General features: G+C 65.3%; 6 protein-coding genes. 2 read left to right on the top strand and 4 right to left on the bottom strand.

Translation table 11 applies throughout. From position 1 onward, the window contains the following. From ACTICP_RS15850 to ACTICP_RS15835, 4 genes are all read right to left on the bottom strand, one after another. A partial coding sequence (locus ACTICP_RS15850; RefSeq protein WP_441894004.1) for a metal ABC transporter permease occupies positions 1 to 125 on the bottom strand: 125 nt, incomplete at its 3' end. Continuing rightward, positions 125 to 862 carry a metal ABC transporter ATP-binding protein gene (locus tag ACTICP_RS15845; protein ID WP_141871450.1) on the bottom strand — a complete coding sequence of 246 codons (738 nt, stop codon included), beginning with the start codon at positions 860 to 862 and terminating at the stop codon, positions 125 to 127. The genes ACTICP_RS15845 and ACTICP_RS15850, both read right to left, overlap by 1 nt. After that, a complete protein-coding gene (locus tag ACTICP_RS15840) occupies positions 862 to 1,803 on the bottom strand; it encodes a metal ABC transporter substrate-binding protein (RefSeq protein ID WP_441894002.1) in 942 nt (313 codons plus the stop codon). Before ACTICP_RS15840 ends, ACTICP_RS15845 begins: the two co-directional genes overlap by 1 nt. 44 nt (positions 1,804 to 1,847) lie before the next feature. Next, positions 1,848 to 2,111, bottom strand: a complete 264-nt coding sequence (locus ACTICP_RS15835; RefSeq protein WP_441894000.1) for a hypothetical protein — start codon at positions 2,109 to 2,111, stop codon at positions 1,848 to 1,850. A 171-nt stretch (positions 2,112 to 2,282) separates the two neighbouring features. On the opposite strand from ACTICP_RS15835, the gene nrdI reads away from it, so the two are divergent. Together nrdI and nrdE are read left to right on the top strand one after the other, a co-directional pair. Continuing rightward, the gene (nrdI, locus tag ACTICP_RS15830; RefSeq protein ID WP_441893998.1) at positions 2,283 to 2,786 is read left to right on the top strand and encodes a class Ib ribonucleoside-diphosphate reductase assembly flavoprotein NrdI; all 504 of its coding nucleotides are present in this window, start codon (positions 2,283 to 2,285) and stop codon (positions 2,784 to 2,786) included. Then, on the top strand, positions 2,783 to 4,541 hold a 1,759-nt coding region (gene nrdE, locus ACTICP_RS15825; RefSeq protein WP_441893996.1), incomplete at its 3' end, for a class 1b ribonucleoside-diphosphate reductase subunit alpha. The genes nrdI and nrdE, both read left to right, overlap by 4 nt.

Genomic DNA, 4,541 nt, shown 5'->3' with positions numbered 1-4,541 from the left:
CAGCCGATCAGGACGAGCCAGCAGGAGAGCACCGCGCACACGATCGAGGCGATCAGGGTGGTCGCGAGGGCGCGGACCATGAAGTCGTAGCTGAGGGGGTCGAGGAAGAAGTCGATCAGGTTCATCAGTTGTCGCCTCGGTTCAGGACGTCGAGGCCGAAGGCCAGGGCGAGGTTGTCGGGCTGGAGTACCTCGTTCGGGTCGCCGTGCATGAGCACGCGGCGCATGAGGAGCACGGCCTCGTCAGCGAGGCCTGGCAGGGCGTGGAGGTCGTGGGTGGAGACGAGGATGGTGGCCCCGTCGTCGGCAAGCTCGCGCAGCAGTCGGGTGATCGTGGCCTCGGAGCGTTTGTCGACTCCGGCGAACGGCTCATCCAACAGCAGGATCGTCGCCCCTTGGGCGATGCCCCGGGCGACGAAGGCGCGTTTCTTTTGGCCGCCGGAGAGCTGTCCGATCTGCCGGTTCGCGTACTCGGTGAGCTCCACTCGTTCCAGGGCGTGGTCGACGGCTTCGTGATCGGATCTTTTCGCGTGGCGGGTGAATCCCATGTGCCCGTAGCGGCCTGTCATGATGACATCGCGTACGGTCACCGGGAATGCCCAGTCGACGTCCTCGCTCTGTGGCACGTAGCCGACGATCCCGGACTTGCGTGCCTTGGTCGGGTTCTGGCCGTTGACAAGGACGGTGCCGGAGTCAGGGCGCAGCAGACCCATGATGGTCTTGAACAGGGTGGACTTCCCGGATCCGTTCATGCCCACGAGTCCGCATACCCGGCCGGCCTGGATGTCGAGGGTGGCGTGGTCGAGGGCGAGGACCTCGCCGTAGTGAACGGTGACGTCGTGCACCGAGATCGCTGTCTTCATCAGTTGCGTGCCGTCAGTGCGTCGATGATGGTGGTCGCGTCGTGGCGGATCAGCTCGAGGTAGGTCGGGACCGGGCCGTCGGCTTCGGAGAGGGAGTCGACGTAGAGGGTGCCGCCGAAGATCGCGTCGGTGGCTTCGACGACCTGCTGCATCGGGGCGGCAGACACGGTGGACTCGCAGAACACCGCTGGCACATCGTTGTCGCGCACGAACTCGATCGCGGAGGTGATCTGCTGGGGGGTGGCCTGCTGCTCGGCGTTGACCGCCCAGATGTACTTCTCGGTGAGCCCGGCGTCCCGTGCGAGGTAGGAGAACGCACCCTCGCAGGTGACCAGTGCCCGCTGGTTGTCCGGGAGTACCGACAGCGCGTCGACCAGTTCGTCCTGCACGGTCTGCAACTCGGCCTTGTACGCCTCACCGTTGGCCTCGTACGCGCTCGCGTTCTCGGGGTCGAGGTCGCTGAACGCGTCGACCATGTTGTCGACATAGATCTGCACGTTCAACGGGCTCATCCACGCGTGCGGGTTCGGCATCCCCGCGTAGGCGTCCTCGGTGATGTCGATCGTCTCGACTCCCTCGCTGACGACGACATGGGGCACGTCCATGCCCTCGACGAACTGTCCGAACCACGCCTCGAGATTCATCCCGTTGTCGAGGATGAGCTCCGCCTCCGACGCCCTGCGAATATCTCCCGGAGTCGGCTCGTAGCCGTGGATCTCCGCCCCGACCTTCGTGATCGACTCCACCCGCAGATGGTCACCGGCGACGTTCTCGGCGATGTCCGCAAGAACGGTGAACGTCGTCAACACCACCGGACGCTCATCGTCAGCTCCCGCATCGTTCTCGCCGGATGTCGCGCATCCAGCAAGAGAGAGCGCGAGCACAGACGCTGCCAGCAGCGGCACGGCACGGCGGGAGAAGAAGCGGGAGTTTCGTGGCATGGATGGTTCCTTAGCTGAACGGGTGACGGGGTGCGGGTGGAAGTTCACGTGAGTGGTGGAAGCGGAGGACTTGGGGGCGGGCAAGCGCGATGGGATGCGGCGATGAAGTGGTCGAGCTTGTCGGGTGCTTCTCCGCGCAGGTATACGCCGAGCATGCGCAGGAGGTTCAGCATCACCGCTTCGGGGTCGGAAGACGTTCGCAACAGGCGAGCCGCAGCGTCATGGTCGGCGTCTCGCACGGATTGAAACAAGGTGATGGCCTCCAGCCACGCACCCTCACTGCGCTCGTCCACGTGCGTTCGTCCCATACCCCACAGCATAGTGTTCGGCATGCCGTAGTTCCAAACATGGGCGTGGCGTAGACAAACAAAGTACATCGATGTTATTACTAGATACGCCACTCCAAACATCGGTGAGGCACAACATGTAGTGGTCGGTGGCGTGTCGCGTCACAGCCAGAGAGAGCGAGGAGGATCGCCATGCCTGCCCTACCCGAGTCCCGGCGCGCAGCGCCCTCTGTGCGCGAGCTCGCCGCCGCCGAGTCGCCTGATCTCGTGTTCTTCTCGAGCGTGTCGGAGAACACCCGCCGCTTCGTCGACCGGCTCGACCGGCCCGCGGTCCGTATCCCGCTGCGGCCCCGGGTGGAGGGGCTGATCCGGGTCGCGCGGCCCTTCGTGCTCGTTGTCCCCACGTACGGCGGCGGGGAACGTGCCGGGGCGGTGCCGAAGCAGGTGATCTCGTTCCTCAACGACCCCGCGAACCGGGCACTGATCCGGGGGGTGATCACGGCGGGGAACACGAACTTCGGCGAGCACTACTGCCTCGCCGGTCCCGTCATCTCTGCGAAATGCCAGGTCCCGGAGCTGTACCGCTTCGAGCTGCTCGGCACGCAGCGCGATATCGAACACGTGAACAACGGCCTGACCCGCTTCTGGGAGCAGGCCTCCGACAATCTGACATCCATTGAGAGGAAGACCGCATGACCATCATCTCCCCAGAAGCCCCCGCCCGCACCGGGATCGGCGCGCGGAAGGACTACCACGCCCTCAACGCGCAGCTGAACCTGTTCGCCCCGGACGGGTCGATCCAGTTCCACAAGGACCGGGAAGCCGCCGAAGAGTACCTGCGCCAGCACGTCATCCCGAACACGAGAACCTTCCCGAGCGTGGCCGAGCGCCTGGAGTGGCTGGTCGCGAACGACTACTACGAGCGGGCATTCCTCGACGCGTACGCCCCGGAGTTCCTCACCAACCTGCACGAGCGCGCCCACAGGGCCGGGCACCGCTTCCAGACCTTCCTCGGCGCGTTCAAGTTCTTCACCTCCTACGCCCTGAAGACGCTCGACGGCACCACGTACTTGGAAGGTTTTGAGGAGCGTGTCGTCGCCACCGCGCTCTTCCTCGGCCAGGGCGACGAGGCCCTTGCGACCCGGCTTGTGGACGAGATGCTCTCCGGCCGGTTCCAGCCTGCGACACCGACATTCCTGAACGCGGGCAAAGCGCAGCGCGGCGAGCTCGTCTCCTGCTTCCTGCTCCGCCTGGAGGACAACCTCGAATCCATTGGACGCAGCGTCAACTCCGCGCTGCAGCTGTCCAAGCGTGGGGGCGGGGTGGCGTTGTTGCTGACGAACCTGCGTGAGACCGGGGCGCCGATCAAGCAGATCGAGAACCAGGCTTCCGGGGTGGTGCCGGTGATGAAGATCCTCGAAGACAGCTTCAGCTACGCCAACCAGCTCGGTGCCCGGCAAGGAGCCGGAGCCGTGTATCTCCACGCGCACCACCCCGACATCCTGCGCTTCCTCGACACGAAGCGGGAGAACGCGGACGAGAAGATCCGCATCAAGACGCTCTCCCTCGGCGTCGTGATCCCCGACGTCACCTTCCAGCTCGCGAAGGAGAACCGGGACATGCACCTGTTCAGCCCCTACGACGTCGAGCGCGAGTACGGGAAGCCGCTGTCGGATCTGTCGGTGAACGACCACTACGACGAGCTGGTCGCGAACCCGCGGGTGCGGAAGACCACGATCAGCGCACGGGAGTTCTTCAAGACCCTCGCCGAGCTGCAGTTCGAATCCGGATACCCCTATGTGCTGTTCGAGGACACCGTCAACCGCGCGAACCCGCTGCAGGGGTGGATCAACATGTCCAACCTCTGCAGCGAGATCCTCCAGGTCAACACCCCGTCCCGTTACGACGCCGCGATCGGGTACGAGCAGGTCGGCCGGGACATCTCCTGCAACCTTGGCTCCCTCAACATCGCGCAGGCCTTCGCCTCACCGGACTTCGGCGCGACGGTCGAGACCGCGGTGCGGGCACTCACGAGCGTGTCCGATCAGACCGACATCGACGCGGTCCCCTCGATCGCGGCCGGGAACGACGCGTCGCACGCGATCGGGCTCGGGCAGATGAACCTGCACGGGTTCCTCGCCTCACAACGCATCCGCTACGGCAGCGAGGAGGGCATCGACTTCACCGACATCTACTTCCTCACCGTCACCTACCACGCTCTGCGCGCCTCCAATCGGATCGCCATCGAACGCGGCACGGCCTTCGCCGGCTTCGAGACCTCCGCCTACGCCGACGGCACGTACTTCGATAAGTACACCGAGCGTGACTGGCAGCCCGCCACCGAACGCGTCCGCGCCCTCTTCGCCGAGGCAGGCGTCGCGATCCCCACCCGCGGCGACTGGGCGCAGCTGCGGGAATCGGTGCGGCAGCACGGCATCTACAACGCCTACC

Source organism: Microbacterium sp., assembly GCF_052102115.1.
GTDB lineage: Bacteria > Actinomycetota > Actinomycetes > Actinomycetales > Microbacteriaceae > Microbacterium.
Note: the sequence above shows the minus strand (reverse complement) of the source record. Positions and strands in the feature narration are given on the sequence as shown.